Origin of the sequence: Bradyrhizobium sp. 4 (assembly GCF_023100905.1) — a bacterium.
Taxonomy (GTDB): Bacteria; Pseudomonadota; Alphaproteobacteria; order Rhizobiales; family Xanthobacteraceae; genus Bradyrhizobium.
Genome location: NZ_CP064686.1, coordinates 4,697,427 through 4,718,344, shown reverse-complemented (window position 1 = coordinate 4,718,344; position 20,918 = coordinate 4,697,427). Strand labels below are relative to the sequence as shown.

General features: G+C 63.9%; 21 protein-coding genes and 1 tRNA gene. 12 read left to right on the top strand and 10 right to left on the bottom strand.

Annotation, left to right across the window (positions count from 1 at the left end; translation table 11 throughout):
• Positions 1–67 precede the first annotated feature (67 nt).
• Positions 68–982 carry a DMT family transporter gene (locus IVB45_RS22305; protein ID WP_247361849.1) on the top strand — a complete coding sequence of 305 codons (915 nt, stop codon included), beginning with the start codon at positions 68–70 and terminating at the stop codon, positions 980–982.
• 125 nt (positions 983–1,107) lie between these two features.
• Positions 1,108–3,795: a PAS domain S-box protein gene (locus tag IVB45_RS22300; RefSeq protein ID WP_247361846.1), complete on the top strand. Its 2,688-nt coding sequence runs from the start codon at positions 1,108–1,110 to the stop codon at positions 3,793–3,795.
• Positions 3,796–3,896: 101 nt separating this feature from the next.
• On the opposite strand, the gene IVB45_RS22295 is transcribed toward IVB45_RS22300, so the two are convergent.
• Complete coding sequence (locus IVB45_RS22295; protein WP_007603093.1) at positions 3,897–4,247, bottom strand: GrlR family regulatory protein; 351 nt, start codon at positions 4,245–4,247, stop codon at positions 3,897–3,899.
• A gap of 257 nt (positions 4,248–4,504) precedes the next feature.
• Here IVB45_RS22295 and IVB45_RS22290 point away from each other — a divergent pair, with 257 nt between their 5' ends.
• Positions 4,505–5,002, top strand: coding sequence for a hypothetical protein (locus tag IVB45_RS22290; RefSeq protein WP_247361843.1), 498 nt, complete (start codon positions 4,505–4,507; stop codon positions 5,000–5,002).
• 51 nt (positions 5,003–5,053) lie between these two features.
• On the opposite strand, the gene IVB45_RS22285 is transcribed toward IVB45_RS22290, so the two are convergent.
• Positions 5,054–5,437: a VOC family protein gene (locus IVB45_RS22285; RefSeq protein ID WP_018455287.1), complete on the bottom strand. Its 384-nt coding sequence runs from the start codon at positions 5,435–5,437 to the stop codon at positions 5,054–5,056.
• 179 nt (positions 5,438–5,616) lie between these two features.
• On the opposite strand from IVB45_RS22285, the gene IVB45_RS22280 reads away from it, so the two are divergent.
• The 3 genes from IVB45_RS22280 to IVB45_RS22270 all read left to right on the top strand — a co-directional run bounded on the left by IVB45_RS22280 (position 5,617) and on the right by IVB45_RS22270 (position 7,120).
• A complete protein-coding gene (locus IVB45_RS22280) occupies positions 5,617–6,186 on the top strand; it encodes a hypothetical protein (protein WP_247361840.1) in 570 nt (189 codons plus the stop codon).
• A gap of 160 nt (positions 6,187–6,346) precedes the next feature.
• Complete coding sequence (locus IVB45_RS22275; RefSeq protein WP_247361837.1) at positions 6,347–6,892, top strand: hypothetical protein; 546 nt, start codon at positions 6,347–6,349, stop codon at positions 6,890–6,892.
• Between the two features lie 151 nt (positions 6,893–7,043).
• Positions 7,044–7,120: transfer RNA gene (locus IVB45_RS22270), tRNA-Arg, on the top strand.
• 48 nt (positions 7,121–7,168) lie between these two features.
• On the opposite strand, the gene IVB45_RS22265 is transcribed toward IVB45_RS22270, so the two are convergent.
• The 3 genes from IVB45_RS22265 to IVB45_RS22255 all read right to left on the bottom strand — a co-directional run bounded on the left by IVB45_RS22265 (position 7,169) and on the right by IVB45_RS22255 (position 9,158).
• The gene (locus IVB45_RS22265) at positions 7,169–7,321 is read right to left on the bottom strand and encodes a hypothetical protein (RefSeq protein WP_018455284.1); all 153 of its coding nucleotides are present in this window, start codon (positions 7,319–7,321) and stop codon (positions 7,169–7,171) included.
• Between the two features lie 160 nt (positions 7,322–7,481).
• A complete protein-coding gene (locus IVB45_RS22260) occupies positions 7,482–8,447 on the bottom strand; it encodes a helix-turn-helix domain-containing protein (protein ID WP_247361834.1) in 966 nt (321 codons plus the stop codon).
• A 438-nt stretch (positions 8,448–8,885) separates the two neighbouring features.
• A complete protein-coding gene (locus IVB45_RS22255; protein WP_081747828.1) occupies positions 8,886–9,158 on the bottom strand; it encodes a hypothetical protein in 273 nt (90 codons plus the stop codon).
• Between the two features lie 312 nt (positions 9,159–9,470).
• Here IVB45_RS22255 and IVB45_RS22250 point away from each other — a divergent pair, with 312 nt between their 5' ends.
• Positions 9,471–9,932: a host attachment protein gene (locus tag IVB45_RS22250; RefSeq protein ID WP_247361832.1), complete on the top strand. Its 462-nt coding sequence runs from the start codon at positions 9,471–9,473 to the stop codon at positions 9,930–9,932.
• A gap of 26 nt (positions 9,933–9,958) precedes the next feature.
• On the opposite strand, the gene IVB45_RS22245 is transcribed toward IVB45_RS22250, so the two are convergent.
• On the bottom strand, positions 9,959–10,222 hold the full coding sequence (locus tag IVB45_RS22245) for a hypothetical protein (protein ID WP_027567447.1): 264 nt from the start codon (positions 10,220–10,222) through the stop codon (positions 9,959–9,961).
• Between the two features lie 301 nt (positions 10,223–10,523).
• Here IVB45_RS22245 and IVB45_RS22240 point away from each other — a divergent pair, with 301 nt between their 5' ends.
• The 3 genes from IVB45_RS22240 (at position 10,524) to IVB45_RS22230 (ending at position 12,785) form a co-directional block, all read left to right on the top strand.
• Positions 10,524–10,970: a hypothetical protein gene (locus IVB45_RS22240; RefSeq protein ID WP_247361831.1), complete on the top strand. Its 447-nt coding sequence runs from the start codon at positions 10,524–10,526 to the stop codon at positions 10,968–10,970.
• Positions 10,971–11,071: 101 nt separating this feature from the next.
• Positions 11,072–11,944, top strand: coding sequence for a DMT family transporter (locus IVB45_RS22235; protein WP_247361829.1), 873 nt, complete (start codon positions 11,072–11,074; stop codon positions 11,942–11,944).
• Between the two features lie 97 nt (positions 11,945–12,041).
• Positions 12,042–12,785 carry a hypothetical protein gene (locus tag IVB45_RS22230; protein WP_247361827.1) on the top strand — a complete coding sequence of 248 codons (744 nt, stop codon included), beginning with the start codon at positions 12,042–12,044 and terminating at the stop codon, positions 12,783–12,785.
• Positions 12,786–12,841: 56 nt separating this feature from the next.
• On the opposite strand, the gene IVB45_RS22225 is transcribed toward IVB45_RS22230, so the two are convergent.
• Both IVB45_RS22225 and IVB45_RS22220 read right to left on the bottom strand, forming a co-directional pair.
• Positions 12,842–13,159: a hypothetical protein gene (locus IVB45_RS22225; RefSeq protein ID WP_027567443.1), complete on the bottom strand. Its 318-nt coding sequence runs from the start codon at positions 13,157–13,159 to the stop codon at positions 12,842–12,844.
• Positions 13,160–13,225: 66 nt separating this feature from the next.
• Positions 13,226–14,629 carry a deoxyribodipyrimidine photo-lyase gene (locus tag IVB45_RS22220; RefSeq protein ID WP_247362767.1) on the bottom strand — a complete coding sequence of 468 codons (1,404 nt, stop codon included), beginning with the start codon at positions 14,627–14,629 and terminating at the stop codon, positions 13,226–13,228.
• Between the two features lie 193 nt (positions 14,630–14,822).
• On the opposite strand from IVB45_RS22220, the gene IVB45_RS22215 reads away from it, so the two are divergent.
• Positions 14,823–16,553: a Cache 3/Cache 2 fusion domain-containing protein gene (locus tag IVB45_RS22215; protein WP_247361825.1), complete on the top strand. Its 1,731-nt coding sequence runs from the start codon at positions 14,823–14,825 to the stop codon at positions 16,551–16,553.
• Positions 16,554–16,609: 56 nt separating this feature from the next.
• Here IVB45_RS22215 and IVB45_RS22210 read toward each other — a convergent pair whose 3' ends face one another.
• Positions 16,610–17,269 (bottom strand): peroxiredoxin, encoded by a 660-nt coding sequence (locus IVB45_RS22210; protein ID WP_007603114.1) that lies wholly within the window; start codon positions 17,267–17,269, stop codon positions 16,610–16,612.
• 392 nt (positions 17,270–17,661) lie between these two features.
• On the opposite strand from IVB45_RS22210, the gene IVB45_RS22205 reads away from it, so the two are divergent.
• Entirely contained in the window at positions 17,662–18,234 is a 573-nt protein-coding gene (locus IVB45_RS22205; RefSeq protein ID WP_247361822.1) for a hypothetical protein, read from the top strand.
• Positions 18,235–18,274: 40 nt separating this feature from the next.
• Here the strand turns inward: IVB45_RS22205 and IVB45_RS22200 are convergent, their stop codons facing one another.
• Positions 18,275–20,140 (bottom strand): alkaline phosphatase family protein, encoded by a 1,866-nt coding sequence (locus tag IVB45_RS22200; RefSeq protein WP_247361821.1) that lies wholly within the window; start codon positions 20,138–20,140, stop codon positions 18,275–18,277.
• Positions 20,141–20,918: the final 778 nt, after the last annotated feature.

Below are 20,918 nucleotides of genomic sequence, written 5' to 3'. Positions count from 1 at the left end.
ACAACGAAGTATCCGCGAGGGCAGACGCGCTACGTTCCGTTCCTGACAACAGGACGAGGCGCGCGATATGGACAACCGGCAGGACAACAACATTGTCGTCGAGCTGGCGCTGCTGCTCGCGCTCGCGACGCTCTGGGGCGGCTCCTACACCTTCATCAAGCTCGGCGTCGCCACCATTCCGCCGATCACGCTGATCGCGGCGCGCACCACGATTGCGGGCCTGCTGCTGCTCGCGATCATGTGGGTGCGGGGCATCAGGCTGCCGACGGCTGCCGCGACCTGGCAACGCTTCGCCTTCCAGGCCGTGCTCAACAGCGTGATCCCCTGGACGCTGATTGCCTGGGGCGAGCGCCACGTCGATGCCGCGCTCGCGACCATCCTCAACTCGGCAGGCCCGATCTTCACCTTCCTGCTCACGGCGGTCGTGACGCGTCACGAGGCGACGACACCGCGCAAGCTGGTCGGCGTGGTTGCCGGCATGGCCGGCATCCTGCTGATCGTCGGCGTCGATGCCTTCCATGATTTCGGAAGCGGCCTCGTCGCGGAGGCCGCCATCGTTGCCGCCACCATCTGCTACGCCTGCGCCGCCATCTTCGGTCGCGGCTTCAAGGGCCTCGATCCCATGGCGCCCGCGGCCGGCTCGCTGCTGGCCGGGGCGGCGGCGCTGATCCCGGCCTCGCTCATCCTCGAGCAGCCCTGGACGCTGTCGCCCTCGCTGAGTTCCGTGCTGGCGCTGCTCGCGCTGGCGACCTTCTCGACCGCCGCAGCCTTCGTGATCTATTTCCGCCTGATCCAGACCCTGGGCTCGGTCGGCACCACCGCGCAGGCCTATCTGCGCGTGCCGATCGGGGTTGCCATCAGCGTCGCCTTCCTCGGCGAGAGCCTGAGCCGGACCGCCTGGATCGGCCTTGCCTGCGTCGTCCTCGGCGTCGCCGCCATGACCATCCCGGCCCGCCGGCCGGCCGACGTCAAAACGTCATAAAGCCGGGGCGGAGGGGGTCCGGCACGGCTGCAATATTAAGGATATTCGGCGGCTAGACGCATGTTCCCCCGGGACCGCAATACGTCGTATATTGGAGCTCCAATAGCCGGGTCCTCACATCACCAATGTCCGCCGAATTGACGCCGACCCCTGAGAAAAAGCGAACATTCTCGCTCTCCATCGGCCAGCTCACCTTCGGCAGCTTCCTTCTGGTGCTGGCGGTGATCATCGTCACCTCGACCGCGAGCGTGATCGCGATCCGGCACATCGACACGACTTTTGCCGAGCTGCAGCGGCTCCAGAGCGTCGGCGACCTCGCCGAGGACATCGACCGCCGCATGAACGAGCTGCGGCTCGCCGCGCGCGACTTCGTCACCGATCCCGGCGCCGGCATCCAGTTCAAGCAGGTGGGCGAGGCGGCCTCGACGCTCAGTGACATCCTGAAGAAGACCCGGATCGAGCTCGTGCCCGAGCAGCAGGACATGATCGACGGGGTCAGCGAGCGGCTTGCTACCTATCGAAGCGGCCTGGAGCGGATCTCGACCTTGATCGACCGCCGCGCCCAGCTGCTCGCCGGCCTGCCGCCGCTCCGCGACCACTTCGACGCGGCTGTCTCCGGCACCGGGGACCGAGAGCTGGCGTCCCGCCTGTCGGAAGCGCAGAGTCGGATCGCGCTCGGTTTGCTTGCGCGCAACCCGTCCGCGGCCGAGCAGGCGGCGCAGAGCATGCGGGCGATGGGAGTCGCTGATCCCAAGCTCAGATCGGCCGTCAACGACTACGCCGAGGCGATCATCGCGGTCGCTGTCCGTGAACGGCAGATCGCCGACATCGATCGCGAGGTGCTGGGAACCGAGGGCCGGCTGATCGGCCGCGTCACCGAATTGCTGCGCGAGGTCAGCGCGCGGCGCGGCCACGTGCTGTCGCGCGACTTCGCCCGCACGCTGACGGAGGCGCGCTGGCAGAGCATCGTGCTCGGTACTATCGGCGTGCTGATCGGCATTCTCGCGGCCGGCTTCGTGGTGCGGCGGACAGTCCGTCCGCTCGCCCAGATCGCGCGGTCGATCCGCGCGCTCGCAGCCGGCGAGAAGAACACCTCGATCCCGTCCGCCGATCTCGACAATGAGATCGGCGACATCGCGCGGGCGGCCGAAGTGTTCCGCCGCGCGCTGGAGGAGGCGGACACGGCGCGCGAGGCGGCGGTGCGCGCACTGACCGAGCAGCGCCTCGCCGAAGAGAGCTACCGGAAACTGTTCGAGGGTTCGGTCGATGGCATCTATGTCACGACGCCTGCCGGCGACCTCCTCAACGCCAATCCGGCGTTGGCGCGGATGATGGGCTATGACAGTCCGCAGCAGCTGATCGACAGCATCAACGACATCGCCCACACCATCTATCTCAATCCCGAGGCGCGCGTCGAATATCAGCGGCTGATGGCCCGCGACGGCATGGTGCGCGAGTTCGAATACCAGGTGCGCCAGCGCGGCGGCGACATCCTGTGGCTGTCCGACAGTGCCACCGGCGTCCGCGACGAGGCGGGCAACATCGTTCGCTACGAGGGCACGCTGCGCGACATCACCGACCAGAAGCGCGCGGAAGACGCCATCGCCGAAGGCCGGCGCCTGCTCCAGCAGGTCATCGACACCGTGCCCGCGGTCATCAACGTCAAGGACCGCGACCTGCGCTACGTGCTGATGAACCGTTACATGGCCGGCATCTTCGGAATCGAGCCGGGCGATGCGCTCGGCCGCACCACGGCCGACCTGATGTCGCGCTACGGCGCGGCCAAGTCCGACGAGAGCGACAAGCGTGTGCTGACGCTGCGAAAAGGTCTCGGCTTCTACGAAGAAGAGTACATTGATTCGTCCGGCCACATGCGGCAATGGCTCGTCAACAAGCTGCCGCTGCTCGATGCCGAAGGCGAGATCGAGCGGATCGTGACCGTGGCGCTCGACATCGGCGAGCGCAAGCGCGGCGAGCAGGAGATGCGGAAAGCCAAGGAATCCGCCGAGACGGCGCTGCGCAATCTGCGCGAGACCCAGGCCTCGCTGATCGAGGCGGAGAAGCTGGCGGCGCTCGGACGCCTCGTCGCTGGCGTCGCGCACGAAGTCAACAATCCCGTCGGCATCAGCCTCACGGTCGCCTCCGCGCTGGAGCGCAAGACCGCGATGTTCACCGCCGAGGTCGAGCGCGGCGAGCTGCGCCGCTCTGCGCTAAACGACTTTCTCCACACCAGCCGCGATGCGTCCTCGCAGCTCGTCTCCAATCTCAATCGCGCCGCCGAGCTGATCCAGTCGTTCAAGCAGGTCGCCGCCGACCGCAACTATTCGGACCAGCGCAGCTTCGATCTCGGTGACCTCACCGAGCAGGTGGTGATGAGTCTGCGGCCGGGCCTTCGCAAGCACAATCTGACGCTCAATGTCGAGTGCCAGCCCGATCTGACCATGAACAGCTATCCCGGACCGTACGGCCAGGTGCTGACCAATCTGTTTCTCAACGCGGTGGCGCACGCCTTCCCGGACGGCCGGCCGGGGACCATCGACATCCAGGTGCGCGAGTCCGGCAAGGACAATGTCGAGATCATCTTCTCCGACAATGGCTGCGGCATGTCGCTCGATGTCCGCCGCCGTGCCTTCGATCCGTTCTTCACGACGCGGCGCAACCAAGGCGGCACCGGTCTCGGGCTGCACATCGTCTACAGCATCGTCACGAACAGGCTCGGCGGACGGCTCGATCTGGATTCCGAACCGGGCAGCGGCACACGTATCCAGATCATCCTGCCGCGCGTGGCGCCGCTCGAGCAGGCCGCGGAATAGCACACGCGTTTTCGAGCGAAGTGGATGCCGGCTTCGCGTGAAGAAAACGCGTCGAAACAACAATTGAGAGCTTCAGTTCTGATTCAATCAGAACCGAAGCTCTAGTCGGCCTCTGCAAGCTTGTGCAACGTCGCGCCGAAAATCTGGCTGGCCTTTCCGACCAACGCGGTGCCCGTCATGTCCCCGCGCGTCTCCGTGAACGTGCCGCTGACGCCGATGCCAACCGCGGCAGGTCCGCCGAACAGCGGATTGTCGTCACCCCGCGGCGAGGTGTGACGCTGGACCAGCACCTCGCCCTTGAAGGTGTTGTCCTTCACCGTGTAGCTGCCGGTGTAATAGAGGTAGGCATCGCCGCCAAGAATCTTGCCGTCGCGAAACAGAATCACGCCGCTGCCCTTGCCGACCCGACCATCGAGCAGGTTCACGTGAATCGAATAGAGGCCGTTCTTCATAACGTCCCAAGGCCGGCCGCCATCGCCCAATGGCGTAACCGGTAGTGCATTTATGCCAAAGGGCATGCAGCCACGCAACGCGGCAGTTTGGCTGCCGACCTTGCGAGCTTGCCCGTGAGCCGTAATTGTCCCGGCTTGTCTATGACACTGCCATGACGGTCTGATCATGAAGCGAGGCCAGTCGTTACGAATCAAGTTGGCCCGCGAAATGCATAACCATCGTTGCACTGGCCGCGGGGTGCTGGAGCAAGACAAAAGTGAGCAACTGGATCGATTCCGGCGGCGAGAAGCCGCGTCTGTACAGTGTGCGTCCCACGATTTGCGAAACACGAGAACGGCGGATCGGCGACGCGGCACGCTGGCGAACCGTGGCGAGCCTAGCATGCGTCCTGGCCCTGATCGCACTCGCGGCCCCCTTCGGGCACGCGCGCGACCGCGGCCAGTTCGTCAACACCAAGGCCGAATTGAAGGCCTGGTTCGACGGACTGCGAAGCGGCAAGGGGCCTTGTTGCTCCGATGCCGACGGCTCGGCGCTCTCGGACACCGACTGGGACAGCAAGGACGGGCACTATCGGGTCCGCGTCCCGCGTTATGGCTACGTGATCGACGGCCGACCGCAGGAGCTCGTCTGGGTCGAGGTGCCCGAGGAGGCCGTGATCTCGGAGCCGAACCGGGTGGGGCGCACCATGGTCTGGCCGATCTACGGCTACATGGGCGTCGCCGTCCGCTGCTTCATGCCCGGCAGCATGACTTGAGGCACGCCGGGCGGCAACGTCGCCCGGAGAGCCGATGCGGCGCGCGCCGTGTCAGGTATATTTCTTGTCGCGCTCGAGCAGCTCGATGGAGATGCCTTCGGGGCCGCGGATGAAGCAGATGCGCACGCCGGGGCGGATCGTGGTCGGTTCGCGCGTGAAAGTGACGCCCTTGGCCTTGAGCTCGGCGGCGACGGCGTCGATGTCCTTCACCGTGAGACCGAAATGGTCGAGGCCTTGATGCGGGTGCGGCGGCGGCGGGTTGACCGCATTGTCGCCCTCGAGCGGCGCAATGAAGATCCTTGCGCCGCCGAGATTCACGTCGATCCGTCCGGGCGCTTGCACGATCTCGCCACCGAGGATGTCCCGCAGCCAGGCCGCCGTGGCCTCCGGATCGGGGCTGCGCAGATGGACGTGATCCCAAGTGACGACTGGCATTTCGTGTTCTCCCGACGGATCTTGATGTTGCAGCGCATGTTAGCGGCCTCGGCCCGTGACCGCCACCGCTCTTGCCGACTCGGCAGCTGCGCGGGAACCTTAGTTCGCCTTCCCGATTAAGGTAAGCAGTGGCCGAATCCGTTGTCGAACGTGATCCCGCCGTGATCGGTGAAGCAACCATGAACGCTGGGTTTGACCGCATCGGGTTAGGGCGTTTCGCCGGGACCGGCGAACGACTGGCGCGGGCGGTGACGATCGCGAGCGTTTCATTTGGACGAGGCCTGATGTGGCTGTTGGCGGCAATCATCGTCGGTTGCGGCATCTGGATGCTGCTCCCCCTCTCCAGAGGCAACAGTGCAGAGCCGGTGACGTCTGAGATGGCAGCGGTCGCGACGGCGCCTTCGGGCGATGCGGCCGCCGCGTCGCCGCCTTCCGAAGCTCCGATTCCGACAATGGCAGAACTCGGCCGGATCAGGATTTCATCTCAGACTTGGCGCCGCGGTGGCCTTGGCTCGAAGGCGCTGGTGACGCTCACGCTGCGCAACGACAACGACTATGCCGTAAAGGATGTCGAGATCGTCTGCGCTTTTGCGCGGCGCGATGGCAGTCATCTCACCGACCGCACCCGCGTTCTGGCGGATCCGGTCAGCATGAAGAGCCGCAAGACTTTTGCGCGCATTCCTGTCGGCTTCGTCAACGTGAATGCCGATCAGGCGAAGTGTTCGCTTCTGGCAGCACGCCGGACATAAGGCCGGCAGTGCCGGGTAGCGGAAAAGTTACTGTCCCGGGGGCTTGGCCGAAAAACTTGGCGTCGCCATTTGAACCGAACGGCTGGGCCAGGAACCAATTAAATTATCGCCTGTTAAGGCGGAGAGCCCACGCGGGGATGCGGCGGGCGGAGCGTGGCCAATGCCCATCTTTCGGTATTTCTTCTTTGTCGGTGGAGCCTTGCTCGCACTGCTGTTCGCGGCGAACTACGTTCTGCCGACTTCGCCTGTGACGCAGGCTATCGCAACCGCAAGCAACGAACAGCCGTTGATTCGGATCCGGTCCGATCGCCACCTCCCGGAGCGTGTCGTACTCGACACCAGTCAGCCGACGCTTGCCGCCCCTGCGGTGAAGATCGCCGCCGTCGCGGCTCCCCAGCCGCCCGTGGAGAGCATGTCACCCGCTTTGGCAGAGATATCAGCCAAGGCGCGGGTCCGCGAGACGTTCGCCCAATTCACGCCGGCCGCGAAGGCCGATACCGCTGCGGCCAAGAAGACCGAAGCCAGGACGCAAATTCAGCCGCAAGTTCAGGCGCAGGCCCAGCCCGCTCAGACCCAATCCTCTCAGCTCTCGGCGCAGCAGCCCAAGCGCAAGGTCGCCAGAACGCATCCGGTGCCGCAGCAAGGGCGGCCGATGATGGTGATGGCGCAGCAGCCGCATTTCGGCTTCTTCAACAGCACCTGGTAAGGGCGGGTCTGACCCGCCTCGAATCGAGGTGGGAAGGGCTTTTTATTGGCCGGCCTCTCTGCTAATTCGAACCCATCCGAACGTCATCCGGCCTGCTGGCTCGCCAGCAGCGATCTGGGGCGTCTCGGTTACGGCCCAGATCTGGGCCAGGGCGCTCGTAGCTCAGCTGGATAGAGCATCGGATTTCGATTCCGAGGGTCGGGAGTTCGAATCTCTCCGAGCGCGCCAATTGTCAGGCCACAGTATTCGGATAGGGCGCGAGGCCGTGAGCCGCCTCTATTTGCCTTGGATCTTCAGCCCGTTGGGACCGACATTGATTTGCAGGCCATCGGGCTGCTTCTTCGTCTGGTAGAGATTGTAGCCGAGCACGGCCGCCGTGACGACCAGAGCACCGATGATCAGAAACAATACGTTGCGGCTAATAGACATTTTCTTCCTGAACCACTTGGTTGACGGCGAGAAAAACCCCGCACGTAGGTCGCGCGGGGTGCTTCAGTGCGCTGCCAGCGCACCGCTCGGATAATGCAGTTCGAGGGAACTGGTTCCCTTGAGGCGCGCGTCGCACTGGAAAGACTGGAGCCGGGCCTGATCAACCAGCCGTCGGACCGGCTTGCCGGCCCCGGGCCAGCGTGTCGGACGGCGCTTCGTGGAAGGTCGCACGGTAAGCTGCGGCAAACTCCCCCAAATGGTGAAAGCCTTGGGCGCGCGCGCATGTGGCGACGTTGGCGCCCCCGCCTTTGAGAAGGCGAGACCGCGTCGCCCACAATTTTTTCAAGCGAATGTATTGATGCAGGCTCATGCCACGCACCTTGCTGACGGCGCCGCCGAGCGTCCGGATCGAGACGCCGAACTCGCCGGCGAGATCGGCGGTATAGATCGGAGCAGTCGGATGTGCCGCGACGTAATCGTCGATCCGCTGCACGAGTTTGATCGACCGCTCGCCCTGGACGGAGGCACTCCGGTCCGAGAGCGAATCGATGCGAAACAGATCGTCGAGCGCGAGCAGCAGGCCTTCCTGGAGATGGGCGGCGACCTCGGTCGTTTCGAACAGGGCCGGCTGCACCGACGCGGTTCGCAGAATGTCGAGCAGGAGCTGCCGTATGTGGAGCAAAGCGGGGCGGTTCGCGACATAGGCCCGCAAATCGTCCGCCTGATCGAACCAGCCCCGGTCGCTCAAGCCGGGTGAGAAGATGATCATCGCATGATGATTGGTCCGGCGCTCGACGAAATGGCATTCATCGCTGCCGCGGAGCGCGATGAAGAAACGCGCGTCCAGATGCATGCCCTTGGAATTGACCTGAAGGTCGTCCGTCATGGGCAGGATCACCATCCCCCCGGGCATCCGATAGGCGGCGTCGAGGATGCGCGCGAACGAGCGCATCATGACGATGCGGCAGCCGGGCAGGGAGACGACAGCGCGAGCCGCCGCGAAATTCCGGACGTCGAGCGGAATGCTTCTCGCATCCTCCATCGACTCGATCGGCCGAAATGCATCGACGTCGGCAAAGCCGATCAATTGAAGCGCCGAGGATGGGGCGAGGGCGTCGAACAACATGCGTGCGGCCGGCTGCTGCAATATGACAATCAAATGAACGTCGGAACATCGCCATCAATGGCGAAACATCGCGCTTCAGTAAACTGGATTCCGGGCCGTAGTATTGCGGACATCATGGCATGAAGCTTGGCGGATCGGTGTCGTCGTCAACGATCTCGAGTCATCGGCTGGCCGGAGGCGAGGTCGATGAAATGCAGCCGCGTGCAGGCGGGACAGGCGAAGGAGGCAAAGCTCTGTGCCTCCTGTCTCTGTTGCTTCTCAAGATGTGTCTGCACGTTCATGCCCGTCTGGGGACATCGAAAAACGATCAAATCGACCATCGTCGGAGAATGACGGCGTGGCGGATTTCGTCTTTGATCTAGATCAGTTTTGGAATGACTCCAGACCAACATCCTTGATCTCGCAAAAGCGAAGGGGCCCCAGAGGGCCCCTTTAGAATTACCAGCGGCGATAGCGTGGTCCGTAATAGCGAGGCCCACCGTAAAAGCGCGGTGCATATCGGGGACCGTAGTAGGGCCGCGGCGCGTAGTATCCATAGTAGTTCGGGCGCCAGAAACAGCGTCCCCAGGCGTCACAGACCATGCGGACCTGCTCGACGTCGGAAACCTGCGGCGTCGCAGGAGCAGGCGCGATGGGCATGGCGGACGCCGCCGATGATGCGACCAACGCACCCAGCAGGGTCGCAGCGACGAGGCCAATTCTAAGCTTCATGATGTCTTTCTCCGCTTACGCAATACAGGGATATCGAAGTTTGTTCTGATCAAATTGTGGCGGGGGCGAAATGTAATGCTGATGAACAGGTCTTCAGCCAGCCCGCCGCAGGCCTGACCTTTAGCTCCGCCAGACTATCCCAGGTTCGCGCTCTTGACCAATGCTGCGCTTGCGTTTGCGCTCCGCAGGACATCGCCACCATCCTTGATCCCGCGCAATTCACTGGTGCGGCTTCGTCCGTAAGCTGGCGTCGTGGCCAGCCTTTCGAGCAATTCGAAGAGCAGGCTCGCGAGGTCGCTTTGGAGCTGTGCAATGGACAAAATGAGAATCGACAAGGGTGACTGGCTGGTCGTGTGCGACGGGCGCAAGGCGCTCATTTTGGAAAACCTCGGCGACGAGATGTTTCCGAACCTCCACACCAGGGAGGTGCACGAGCAGCCCAATTCCTCGACCAGCGCGCAAGGGACCCACGCGCCGGGCAGGCTCCATGGCGCGGCCGGCAGCGCGCGCAGCTCGGTGGAGCAGACTGATTGGCACGACGAGGCCGAGCGCACCTTCCTGCGCAGCCTGGCCGGACGGCTCGATGCTGCCGTCAGCTCAGGCGAGACCTCGGCCTTGACCATGGTGGCCTCGCCGCGTGCGCTTGGGATGATCCGCGCCGTCTATTCGGATGTGGTGCGCAAGGCACTCCAGGGCGAGGTCGGCAAGGACCTCGTCAAACTGCCGGTCTACGAAATCGAGAAGCAATTGCTGCTGTCGGGCGCCGCCAAATAGCGGCCCCCGCGACGCGCCTGCGCCCCTCAGTAGCAGGGGTGCCGGCGGCGGTCCTGGCCGACATAGGCGGCTGCGCTCTGGTAGCAATGGTTGGTCGACGGGCCGTCGTAAAAGGCGAACGTCCCGGGAGTCATGCCGGGCCCGTAATTGTGGAGATAGCTGATGGGGTAGGGCAGCGGGTTCGTGGTATAGCGGTGGTACCGGTGATGTCCCCGTGCCTCTGCGAGGCCAGGGGCAAGGATTGCGGCCGACAGGGCAGCAATCGCGGCTACAAGCTTCAACTTGCTCATCTCGAATCTCCGGAACCCGCACGAATAGGTCAGCCGTTTATAGCCAGTTCGGGCGGCCGGAACACCCGTCTGCAGCCCGGAAATCGGGGCCAATCCCGCAGATTTCCGGGTGGGTGTGACAGAATTGCCGGTTCTGTGGTCCGAACTTGCCCATTTTTGGCCTTTTCGAGATGCTTAACGAATTCCCCACACAAGTATGACCAAAGAGAATTCGGTTAAATATCCTGTTGCCGGCCCGAGGATCATCTTGGGGGTCCTTCGAGGCCGGTCCATTCCTGAAGGCTTTCGCCGTCACCTCGCCATGCGTATCACGCCTCTGAGCCTGCTGTTGCTCTCGGTCGTCGCCGCCACGCCGGCGCGGGCCGAGCTGCACATTACCCGCGACCACGGCGGCTATGTCGAGGAGTACAAGGCCAAGTACAAGCGCGTCCGCGAGAAGGGTGAGCGCGTCATCATCGACGGCATCTGCAATTCGGCCTGCACCCTGGTGCTCGGCATCGTGCCGATGAATAAGATCTGCGTGACGCCGCGCGCCAGCCTCGGCTTCCACCAAGCCTACTACGACAAGGCCTTCACCTTCGGCATCAAGGTCACCAGCGCGGAGGGGACGTCCGACCTGATGGCCTATTACCCCGACGCGGTGAAGGACTGGATCCGCCGCAATGGCGGGCTCACCACCGACATGAAAAAGATCAAGAACGGCGTCGAGCTCTGGAAGATCATCGATCCCTGTCCGGACGAATGGTGAGCGGCTAAGCCGTCCGGTCCGTCGCAGCGCAGCATCGTCCGGACGAAATTGGCCGAAATTCGCATTGCCGCATTGGCCCCCGGTGGGGCAATGAGGCGGCAATGAATCATAATCAAGAAGCCCTGACCGCCCGCGCCGCGCCGATCCTGTTCGTCCTGCTCTGGAGCACGGGCTTCATCGGCACCAAATACGTCGTCAACAATGCCGATCCCTTGACCTACCTCGCCATCCGCATGGCGTTCGTGGTCGGTCTGATGGCGATCATCGTCGCGATTGCGCGACCGAAATGGCCGGACCGTATCGGTATCGCGCACAGCGCCGTCGCGGGCATTCTCGTCCATGGCTTCTATCTCGGCGGCACCGCAATCGCGATCGCGCATTCGATTCCGGCCGGGCTTTCCGCGCTCATTCCGGGCCTTCAGCCGATCCTGACCTCGACCATCGCCAACCGCTGGCTCGGGGAGAAGGTGACGCCGGTGCAATGGGCGGGGCTCGTCCTTGGCCTCGGCGGCGTCGTGCTGATCCTGCACGGCCGTCCCATGACCGGCGAAGCCGGGCTCGGCTGGCTCGCCTCCGTCGTCTCGCTGATCAGCATCACGCTCGGCACGCTCTATCAGCGCCGCTATTGCAACCACATCGACTGGCGCGCCGGCAATCTCGTGCAGTACGTCTCCGTCACGATCTTCTTCGCGATCGGCGCCTTCCTGTTCGAGGACCGCGTGGTGCACTGGACGCGCGAGTTCATGCTGGCGCTGGCCTGGCTCGCCGTGGCCCTCTCGATCGGGTCGATCGGGCTGCTGTACTGGCTGATCCGCCATGCCGCCGCCACGTCTGTTGCAAGCCTGTTCTATCTGGTGCCCGCCGTGACGGCGCTGATGGCTTATCTGCTGTTTGGAGAAAAGCTCGATGCGCTGGCGATCGCCGGCATGGTGATGTGCGCGGCTGCGGTGTTCGTGGTCAACCGACGCTTCTAGGACCGGCGGGCCGGGCCGCCGGAATACATCCCTGACGTGCGCGGCAAGATCGTGCTAGGGTCGGCGCATTTCAGTGGCCCTTTCACAGGTGATTTCCATGAAGAAGGCGAGACGCGCATTGCTTGGCAGGTCCCTGAAGCCGGTCCGGATTGCCTGCATCAACTACGCGGAGCCGACGATCAGCGGCCGCAAGATGGCCAGGCTCACAGCGGCGCTCCAGAAATGCTACGACAAGCACTTCCTGCCGGTGTGGGGCTATCCGGTCGACCTCTATGTCAGCGAAAAGCCGAAGCCGGGCGAGTGGCAGCTGGTCTATTTTGACGAGGCCTCCCACAAGAACATGCTCGGCCGCCATGAGCTGACGCATCGCCGCCAGCCGATCTCAAAGATCTTCGTCAAGGCGCTGGGCGATGAGCCGGTCAGCGTGGCGGCCTCGCACGAGCTGTTCGAGATGGTGCTCGATCCCATGGCCAATCTCTGGGCCGACAAAAACCCGAACACCCAATATGCCTATGAGGTCTGTGACGCCGTGGAAGAGGACACCTTCTTCGTCGCCGGCTTCGAGATGTCGAACTTCGTCTATCCGTCCTGGTTCGAACCGTTCAAGCATCCCCGGGGCACCAAGTTCGACCACAAGGGAACGCTGAAAGAGCCGTTCTCGATGACCGAGGGTGGCTACGTCATCAAGAAGGTCAACGGCAGGAAGGTGATCAAGGCGTTCGGCTCGCCCGAGAAGCGTCGGCGCTTCAACGCCGAGGACAGGCGCGGTCATCGCAGCGAATTCCGCGATCCGCAGGGCGAGCATCACCCGGGCCGGCGTGCAGCCAAGCGGCGAGGGTAGGGCATCGCTGGAGCCGTCTCCGGGCGCGTCCGCCCCCGGAGACCTCGGCGTTGCGATCAGCGCTTGGCCTTCTTGGCCTTCTTTTTCGACTTGGTCGCCTTCTTGGCAGTCTTCTTTGCCGTTTTCTTGGCGGCCTTCTTCGACGACTTCTTTGCAGCTTTCTTCGAAGCCTTCTTGGTGGCCTTCTTCGAAGTTTTCTTCGCAGCCTTCTTGGCTTTCTTCTTGGAAGCCTTCTTCGGCGCTACTTTCTTCGCAGCCTTCTTGGCGGCCTTCCTGACCTTCTTCACCGCAGTGACAGCTGCGTCCTTGGTCGCTTCCACGGCGGCGGTGATCGTGTCCATCGCCTGTTCGGTGATCGGCTTGTCGTCGTCCATAGTGTCCCCCACGGTTTGCATGGAGCGATGACGATAGCGCGTTTCATAATTGTGTCAAAGCAACGCTCAACCTTTGCGGATCTTGGCGTAGGCGGCGAGCGCGCGCTCTCGTCCCTTGGCATGATCGACGATCGGCTGCGGATAGGTCTTGCCGAGCGTGACGCCGGCGCTCGCAAGCTCGATCGGCGTGGCCTCCCAGGGCTTGTGGATCAACTTGGCCGGCACGTCTTTCAATTCGGGCACCCAGCGCCGGACATAGGCTCCATCCGGGTCGAATTTCTCACCCTGGAGCACCGGATTGAACACGCGGAAATAGGGCGCCGCGTCGGCGCCGCAGCCGGCGACCCACTGCCAGTTGGCGGGATTGCTGCTGGCATCCGCATCGACCAGCGTGTCCCAGAACCAGCTTTCGCCGTCGCGCCAGTCGATCAGGAGGTGCTTGACCAGAAATGAGGCGACCACCATTCGCACCCGGTTGTGCATCACGCCGGTGTGCCAGAGCTCGCGTAGGCCGGCGTCAACGATGGGATAGCCGGTGCGTCCGCGCTGCCAGGCGGCGAGCGCCTTGGCGTCGGGCTTCCATGGGAAGCCGTCGAAATTCGCTTGCAGGTTTTTGGTGGCAAGGTTGGGGTGGTCGTGGAGCAGGTGCCGGCAGAACTCACGCCAGCCAAGCTCGCTCAGGAACTTGTCGACACCGGGTCCGATCGCAGGGTTCTCCGCCGCGGCGAACCGCGCGGCGTGCCAGACCTGGCGCGGGCTGAGCTCGCCAAACCTCAAATGCGGTGACAGATGTGAGGTGCCCTCGCGGTCCGGGCGGTCGCGATCGCCGACATAGCCTTGTGCAGTGTGCTTGAGGAAATTGCGCAGGCGGGCGCGGGCGGAGGCTTCGCCGGGGGTCCATGTCTCGCGCAGGCCGCCGGCCCAATCGGGCTTGCGGGGCTCGAGCTTCCAGGCCTCCAGCGCGTCGCTGGCGACCGTCGGCGCAGGACGCAGCTCCTTCGGTGCCGGCAGGGGCTTCGGCGGATCGCCGAGCGCCAGCACGCGCCGCCAGAATGGCGTGAACACGCGCAGGCCGCGGCCTTCCTTGTTGCGGATCGCCGTGGGCGGAACGAGCAAGTCGCCCGGGAAACTTTGCGAGTCCACGCCGATCTTTGCCAGCGCTGCTTCGAGCTGCCGCTCGATCGCCTGATGCGACGCCTGTGCGATCTCATTCCAGTAGACAGTGCGGGCTCCGCTCTCGCGGACCACCTCCGCGATCACCCTGGCCGCCGGCCCCTTGCGCAGGATCAGCGATCCGCCGCGCGTGGCAATGTCGGCGCCGAGCGCCCTCAGCGACTGCGCCAGCCACCAGCGCGCCGCGGCGCCCGGCGCTCGCCCGGCCGCGTCGTCCAGCACATAGAGGCAGATCACCGGCGCCCTGGTCGTCGCAGCGGCCTTGGCGGCAGCGTGGAGGGCCGGGTGGTCGGACAGGCGGAGGTCGTCGCGAAACCAGACGATGATGGGCGGAGCACTTGGCGTGGTCCTTGGCGTAGTTCTGGGCGTGGTCAGGGTGGCCTCGTTAACGATTTGGAAAGCATGTCGCGCGGCGGCGATTGGAACCGCCGTTAATGTGACCGTAAGCCGATTGCACGAATATGCAGGAATTACGGAGGTAATTTCATTCATGTACGGACGAGCAACGGCGAAGTTTCTGCCGCAATTCAAGCTTGGCACCAAGGCGCTCCTGTGCGCCGTGCTGCTGATCGCTATGAATACGGCGCTCGTGGTCGGCGCCGGCTATTGGTCGCTCAGCTCCGCTTTCAACGATCGCGCGCTCCGCGACATCGGGGTGAGTTTGCGCACGCTGGCGCTGGCCTTTGCCGAAATCGTTCCCGATGCGAAGATCACGATGCGGGATGGCGCGGTCGCGCGCGCCGAGATTCCCAAGATGCCGGACTTCAAGGATCACGCCATCGTCGATCGCGCGGTGTCCTATGTCGGCGGCAACGCGACCCTGTTCGTGTTCGACGATGCGAGCGGGCAGTTCGTGCGGCGCTCGACCAACGTGAAAAAGGAAAATGGCGACCGTGCCGTCGGGACCCAGCTTGCCGCCGATCACCCGGCGCAGGCGCTGCTGCGTCGTGGCGAGGCCTACAAGGGCCCGGCCACCCTGTTCGGCAAGTCCTTCATGACCGCCTATTTCCCGGTCGCCGACGCCAGCGGCAAGGTCGCCGGCATCCTCTATGTCGGCATCCCGATGGCCCAGTTCGAGAGCATGCTGGCCCAGACGATCGAGAGCATGGCGGCTGCCGCCGGCCTCGCCGCGTTGCTGGTGCTGGTCCTGACCTTGCTGGTCGTCCGCCGTGTCACCAAGCCGCTCACCTCGGTCACGCGCTCGCTGACCGCGCTCGCCGAAGGCCAGAGCGATGTCGAGATCGATTGCGAAAATCGCGCCGACGAGATCGGCGAGATCGCCCGCACGGTCGCGGTGTTCAGGAGCAATTCGCAGGAGCGGGCGCGGATGCGCAGCGAGCAGGCGGCGGCTTCGGCCGCAGCCGCCGAGCAGCGCAAATCCGAGCTGCGCAATTTCGTCGAGGAGTTCCGTGGCGGGGTCGGCGGCATTCTCGACAAGGTGCTGACATCGTCAGGGGAATTCGAGCGGACGGCGCGGCAGCTCACCGACACCGCGCGCTCCACCGCCGATCTGTCGGCGCGCTCGGCCGGAGCTTCCGAAAATGCCTCCGAGCACGTGCGTTCGGCGGCGTCGGCCTCGGACGAGCTGTCTCAATCGATCTCCGAAATCACCCGGCGGGTGCAGGAATCGAACGTCATTTCCGCTGAGGCCGTGCGGCAGGCCGAGGCAACCGATCACCGCATCGCGCAGCTCTCCGAGGCAGGCGCGCGCATCGGCGATGTTGTCAAGTTGATCACCTCGATCGCCGAGCAGACCAATCTGCTGGCGCTGAACGCGACCATCGAGGCCGCGCGCGCGGGCGATGCCGGCCGCGGTTTTGCCGTGGTGGCCCAGGAGGTCAAGACGCTCGCCGGCCAGACCGCGAAGGCGACCGACGAGATCTCGAACCAGATCGCCAGCATGCAGCTTGCGACCGAGGAATCGGTTGTCGCCATCAAGGCGATCAGCCAGACCATCGAGCGCATCAGCGGCATCGCCGGCTCGATCTCGGCGGCGGTCGAGCAGCAGAAGAGCGCGACCCAGAACATCGTCGCCAGCGTTCGCGCGGCGGTATCGGGCACGGCCGATGTCGCCGTCAACGTCCGTCAGGCCGCCGAGGGTGCGAACGAGACGGGTGAGACGTCCAGCCGGATGTTTGCCTCCGCCCAGGCGTTGTCGGGCGAGAGCCTGCATCTGAAAGCTGAGGTCGAGGGCTTCCTCGAACGCGTGCGCGCGGCGTAAGAGCTGACATCGTCATCCCGGGTGATGCTGACGCATCGCCCGGAATGACAGTTGGGTTATTTCGGCTGCGGCACGATCCGGATGTAGGGCTTCGGCTCCTTCCAGCCCTGCGGGTAGATCGTCTTGGCCTCGTCATTGGAGACCGAGCCCGCGATGATGACGTCGTCGCCCTGCGACCAGTCGGCCGGGGTCGCGACGCGATGCTTGGCGGTGAGCTGGAGCGAGTCGATGACGCGGAGGATCTCCTGGAAGTTCCGGCCCGTCGTCATCGGATAGACCAGCACCAACTTGATCTTCTTGTCCGGCCCGATGATGAAGACGTTGCGGACGGTCTGGTTGTCAGCGGCGGTGCGGGTGAGGGGATCGCCCGAGATCGCGGCCGGCAGCATGCCGTACAGCTTGGAGACGTTGTAATCGGTGTCGCCGATCATCGGATAGTTCGGGGCCGCACCTTGCGTCTCCTTGATGTCCTCCGACCATTTGGCGTGGCGATCGACCGGATCGACCGAGAGGCCCATCAGCTTGACGCCGCGCTTGTCGAATTCCGGCTTGAGCTTGGCGAGCGCGCCGAGCTCGGTCGTGCAAACCGGCGTGAAGTCCTTCGGGTGCGAGAACAGCAGCGCCCAGCTATTGCCGATCCAGTCGTGGAACTTGATCTTCCCTTCGGTGGTCTCGGCTTCGAAATCGGGGGCGGTGGCGCCGATCGGAAGTGTCATGGTTCTACCTCATGCTATTGAATTTACTTGAGAATTCATCTTTGACCGTCATGACCATTATAAGGTCTTCGCGATCCCAAGTGAACGCTAACTGAACCGCTTCAAGTAAAATGTGAATTCCTTCTTTGAAGGCCTGATTTCCTAGCACCTTTTTGTTACAGCGGCGCCTGCGGCGAAACATCTCCACCGGGGCTATACGGGCGTGATTGCCCCGAGAAAGCCTTTTATGACTTCCATCACGCTCGCCCGTCGCTTCCCAGAACCAAAATGGTCCTGACAGCGACCAATTGGCAACTATCTCGAAAAGTCGCGATCCCCGTACCGAATCATTAACCACCCCTTTACGCCGGCATGAAAATGCTGGCCGATCAGAAGAAATCTGGAAGTGAACTATGTCTGCCGCTGCGCATAAGTCTGTTGAGTCGCCGTCCCTCGAACCGTCCTGCCGCGATACCTCGGCCCATGCACTGACCATCGTGCGCGACGGCGTGATCACGGGCGAAGGCCCGACCACCAAGGGAAGGGTGCACTTCTCCCGCTCGCTCGATGCCGATGACACCGCCTGGTGCGTCCGCATTCTCACCGCCTCGGCTGTCAACGACCAGCCGGTCAGCCGTGCTGAAGCCGAAGCGCTGTTCGAGATCAACGAAGCTGCGACCGAGCGCACCGATGGTGGCCGGTTCGACGATTTGCTGGCCAAGGCGGTCGCCCATTATGCGGCGAGCGCCTCCGGCCTGAAGGTGCCGCCGCGTAGCGTCGCGCTGTCGGCCGAGTCCGATATCGAGGGGTGGGCGCCGTCCTATGCCTCCAAGGTCAACAGCGAAATGCTCGAGTGGATCGCCGGCCAGATGCGCGGCAAGCGCCAGAACAACCGTCGCCTGATGGCGATGGTGGCGACCTTCCTGGGCGCCACCGCGCTGCCTCTGGCGGGCCAATTGCCGAACGTGTTCGACATCGGCATGTGAAATTCTGCGCCTCTCACGAGGACGCATTTGAACGGCGGGGTTATTTCCCCGCCGTTTTTTGTTTGCCGGTGTCCAACTCGAGGCCGAGCGTGCGGCCCGGGAAACCGGCAGTGTCGAAATAGCGCTGGCTGCCGACGCGCTGGAAGTTCAGCACGGTCTGAAGGCCGTTCTCTGACTTCTTCGACTTCTCGACCCCCTTGTACGCCTTCGGCACGATGCCGTTGGGCATGGCCTCCGACATCACGCGGCCGACGAGGCCGCCGTTCTGCGATGCGCGCAGGCCGAGGAGCTGGGCGGCCGTCATGCCGACGTCGGCATTGCTGACCGGGATCTCGCTGACATAGCCGGTTTTGAAGTCCGGACCGATCGCGGCCATGAAGTTCATGGTGTCGCCGCGGCTGAAGCTGCCATGCATGCCCTGGCCCTGGCGCAGCACGGTGTCGGCGACGTGCACCGAGCAGTTGGTCGGCGCCTCGCCGCAATCGCTGGCATAGGAGCGGAAGTTGACGACGATCGCCGGCGTCGGCGTCGCCGCCTTGCCGCGCAGGTTGACGCTCGACAGCGGCAGCGTGCCGGGGAAGCGGCCGAGCGAGTCGTCGACGAACAGGCCGGAGACGTAATCCTGCTCGAGCAGGACCTTGACGGTCTTGGCCGCCAGCTTCTTGTCCTTGTTCGGCAAATAGATCAGGTCGGAGCCGCCATTGGTGGCGATGATGAGATCGGGCCTTTCCGGATCCTTGCCGAGCACGCCGTTGCCGGCCTTGGGGTGCTTGTTGCCCTCGACCTTGGCGTTCTTGTCGTTGGGATCGAACAGCGGCAGGTCGAGCGCCTTGGCAAGGTCGAGCGCCAGAAAGCCCATCGGCAAAAAGTCCTTCGGCGTGTCGTCATAGCTGACCTTGGCCGAGGGGCTGGTCTTGCTTTCCTTGGAGATGGTCGAGAAGCCGTGGTCGGCTTGGACCATGATGTTGGTGTTTGCGGCAAGGCCGAGCTCGTCCAGCGCCTTGCGGAGCTGGGCGAGATTGTTGTCGGCATTCTTGATGCCGGCCATCGAGGTCGGCCCGTTGATGCCGGGCATGATCTGGTTGAGGCTGTCGCCGGTGTTGTGCTGACTGCCGTCGGGATCACGCGACCAGAACACCAGCACGAACGGCTTGTTGCGCGCCTTGAACATCGGCAGCACGACCTTGGCCGCGACGTCGGCGAAATAGGCCTGCTGCGCAACGTTGGCCGCCGTGGTGCCGGGCGTCTTGGCATCGCCCGCCTTGGAGTTGTCGCCGCGCGGCGGCGTGGCGAGGGGCAGGCCGGCCTTGGTGAGAGCGGCCTTGATCTCGTCCGACAGCGCCACGCCGTTCTTGCCGCCTGTGGCGTCGTCGAACACGACCGAATGCAGGCCGGCCTTTTCGGGCTTGTCGGTGTGGTCGAACTGATAGGTCGGACCATGCTTGCCGAGCGCGGCGGTGCTGTAGCCCTTGTCGCGGGCCAGCTTCAGGATCGTGTCCTCGTTGAGGTAGTCGCCCTTGAAATGCTCGTCGATGTCGCCGAGCACGGCGTCGTTCTCGATGAACGGGACGACGGTGTCGCCTGCGGGCACCGAGGTATAGTTGGTCCAGATCGTGTTGGAGAACACGCCGGTGTCGCCGAGATAATGGCCGGTCGACATCGCCGAGCCGTTGGCCATGGTGAAGGTCGGGAATAGCGAGTGCGAATTCTTGAAATTGACGCCCTTGTCGCGGATTTCGGCCATTGCCGGGGCGGTCTCGGGTGTTACCTTCAGCGCCCGCAGACCGTCGGGAATGAACAGGATCAGGTTGCGGGGCGTGTTGTTCTCTGCGGAGGCAGGTCCGGTCGAAAGTCCGGCGGACAACACTGTCAGTCCGGCTGACAGCAACACCAGTGAACGGCGCATCAAAATCTCTCCCTGCGAGGCGGCTTGGCCGCCAACCGCGGCCCCCGGCTTCGTTTAGTTTCGCTGCATGACGGTTTTGTTACAAGAGCGGAGCGGCATGTAAAGAAGGGCAGGGACGGTCCGCGTGTCCCGGACGCGCTGCAGCGCACGGCCAAGAGGCGTTGCGCAGCGTCCGGGGTACGAGACAGGAATTTTGGCGGGCAGCTGCTTCAGCATCATCATTGCGAGCGCAGCGATGCAATCCAGAGTCTTTCCGCGGCGGCAGACTGGATTGCTTCGCTGCGCTCGCAATGACGGAGTGAGTGGCTGGCAGCGTCGCGCTTCGATTCGCATTCCGAGTGGCAGACACACCTTCGCCCTCTCGCGGATTGTTTTGCCCGAGCTTTGCTTCGTCGCCTCACCCTCAATTGAAAGAGGGCGCAGGGAAGACCGGGTGCCGGCTGGCACCCGCGGTCCACTGTGCGAGATTGTCGTGAACAAGATTGCACAGCGGCATACAGGTGTCGCCCAACATCCGGCCTTCCCTGCGCAGTGGCTTTACGGCTTATGTCGCGCTCTCCCCGGGGAGCGATGCACTATTGCCCCCGTCGCCTTGCGGATGGCTGATGCGTGTGCCCGGTTGAGCCACCACATCACCGCAACGCTTGGCGCACAGACCCCGGGCGCCAGGACCACACGATTTTGCCGTACGCCGATCACACCGGTCGTGTGCGCGAGGCCTTCACTCACGGTTACCCGCCCTGCAAAGCCGTTCGCGCCGATGTGACTAACGTCCACC

Excerpts from the sequence above, each read along its gene's own strand:
- IVB45_RS22305 (WP_247361849.1), top strand. The coding sequence starts at position 68 with ATGGACAACCGGCAGGACAACAACATTGTCGTCGAGCTGGCGCTGCTG.
- IVB45_RS22300 (WP_247361846.1), top strand. The coding sequence starts at position 1,108 with ATGTCCGCCGAATTGACGCCGACCCCTGAGAAAAAGCGAACATTCTCG.
- IVB45_RS22295 (WP_007603093.1), bottom strand. The coding sequence starts at position 4,247 with ATGAAGAACGGCCTCTATTCGATTCACGTGAACCTGCTCGATGGTCGG.
- IVB45_RS22285 (WP_018455287.1), bottom strand. The coding sequence starts at position 5,437 with ATGCCAGTCGTCACTTGGGATCACGTCCATCTGCGCAGCCCCGATCCG.
- IVB45_RS22280 (WP_247361840.1), top strand. The coding sequence starts at position 5,617 with ATGAACGCTGGGTTTGACCGCATCGGGTTAGGGCGTTTCGCCGGGACC.
- IVB45_RS22275 (WP_247361837.1), top strand. The coding sequence starts at position 6,347 with ATGCCCATCTTTCGGTATTTCTTCTTTGTCGGTGGAGCCTTGCTCGCA.
- IVB45_RS22265 (WP_018455284.1), bottom strand. The coding sequence starts at position 7,321 with ATGTCTATTAGCCGCAACGTATTGTTTCTGATCATCGGTGCTCTGGTC.
- IVB45_RS22260 (WP_247361834.1), bottom strand. The coding sequence starts at position 8,447 with ATGTTGTTCGACGCCCTCGCCCCATCCTCGGCGCTTCAATTGATCGGC.
- IVB45_RS22255 (WP_081747828.1), bottom strand. The coding sequence starts at position 9,158 with ATGAAGCTTAGAATTGGCCTCGTCGCTGCGACCCTGCTGGGTGCGTTG.
- IVB45_RS22250 (WP_247361832.1), top strand. The coding sequence starts at position 9,471 with ATGGACAAAATGAGAATCGACAAGGGTGACTGGCTGGTCGTGTGCGAC.
- IVB45_RS22245 (WP_027567447.1), bottom strand. The coding sequence starts at position 10,222 with ATGAGCAAGTTGAAGCTTGTAGCCGCGATTGCTGCCCTGTCGGCCGCA.
- IVB45_RS22240 (WP_247361831.1), top strand. The coding sequence starts at position 10,524 with ATGCGTATCACGCCTCTGAGCCTGCTGTTGCTCTCGGTCGTCGCCGCC.
- IVB45_RS22235 (WP_247361829.1), top strand. The coding sequence starts at position 11,072 with ATGAATCATAATCAAGAAGCCCTGACCGCCCGCGCCGCGCCGATCCTG.
- IVB45_RS22230 (WP_247361827.1), top strand. The coding sequence starts at position 12,042 with ATGAAGAAGGCGAGACGCGCATTGCTTGGCAGGTCCCTGAAGCCGGTC.
- IVB45_RS22225 (WP_027567443.1), bottom strand. The coding sequence starts at position 13,159 with ATGGACGACGACAAGCCGATCACCGAACAGGCGATGGACACGATCACC.
- IVB45_RS22215 (WP_247361825.1), top strand. The coding sequence starts at position 14,823 with ATGTACGGACGAGCAACGGCGAAGTTTCTGCCGCAATTCAAGCTTGGC.
- IVB45_RS22210 (WP_007603114.1), bottom strand. The coding sequence starts at position 17,269 with ATGACACTTCCGATCGGCGCCACCGCCCCCGATTTCGAAGCCGAGACC.
- IVB45_RS22205 (WP_247361822.1), top strand. The coding sequence starts at position 17,662 with ATGTCTGCCGCTGCGCATAAGTCTGTTGAGTCGCCGTCCCTCGAACCG.
- IVB45_RS22200 (WP_247361821.1), bottom strand. The coding sequence starts at position 20,140 with ATGCGCCGTTCACTGGTGTTGCTGTCAGCCGGACTGACAGTGTTGTCC.